The 933-nt window shown below is 64.5% G+C and carries 1 pseudogene; it reads right to left on the bottom strand.

From position 1 onward, the window contains the following. A pseudogene (locus tag JCM25156_RS26085) lies at positions 1 to 933 on the bottom strand (proton-conducting transporter transmembrane domain-containing protein); the annotation flags it as partial.

The following is a 933-nucleotide window of genomic DNA, read 5'->3' on the forward strand; positions in this document are numbered from 1 at the left end:
TAAGCCATGCGGGCGCATGCGCGGAGGGTGGCGGCGCGCCGGGGGAAAGCAGTGCTGAAAACAGATGCACGGGCGCAATGGGGTCCGGCATTTCAATGACGCCACCCACCACGCAAAGCACGCTGAGACAGGCAAGCGGAATGGCCATGAGCCAGGTGTCCGGCCGTGGGTGACGGGGGTTTTCGCATCCCCGAAAAAGACGATGAAAACGCAGCGGAAGATGTAAAGCGCGGTCAGGAACGCACCTGTCAGCGCCACCGCCCACATGATGTGCCCGGACATGACGGCATGGGGCGTAAGCTCAAGCCGGGCGTTCCACACATCGCTCAGGATCATTTCCTTGCTGTAAAATCCCGCCGTAACCAGTGGCAGCCCCGCCAGCGCGGACGCCCCGGCCACAAAGGCGGCGGTAATGCCCGGCAGAGTATGGCGCAGCCCCCCCATGCGGAAAATATCCTGTTCATGATCGACGCGCATGATGACGGCCCCCGCCGCGAGAAAGAGCAGCGCCTTGAAAAAGGCATGGGTCATCAGGTGAAAGAGCGCGGCCTGCCACGCCCCGCATCCCAGCGCGAGAAACATGTAGCCAAGCTGGCTTATGGTGGACCATGCCAGAATACGCTTGAGATCGGACTGCACCAGCGCCGTGCAGGCCGCCATGAGAAGCGTGAGCGCGCCGATCGCGGCCACAAGCGTCATGACCGCCGGGACGGCGGCAAACAGGACATGCAGCCGCGCGATCAGGTAGACCCCCGCCGTTACCATGGTGGCGGCATGGATCAGGGCTGAAGTGGGCGTGGGCCCGGCCATGGCGTCGGGCAGCCATGTCTGGAACGGAATCTGGGCCGATTTGGCCAATGCGCCCACAAGAATGAACACCGCCGCCCCGGCAAGGGCGGGCTGTGGCGTCTGGCCCGCCACGGCGGCCGTCAG

The organism is Komagataeibacter kakiaceti JCM 25156 (genome assembly GCF_000613305.1).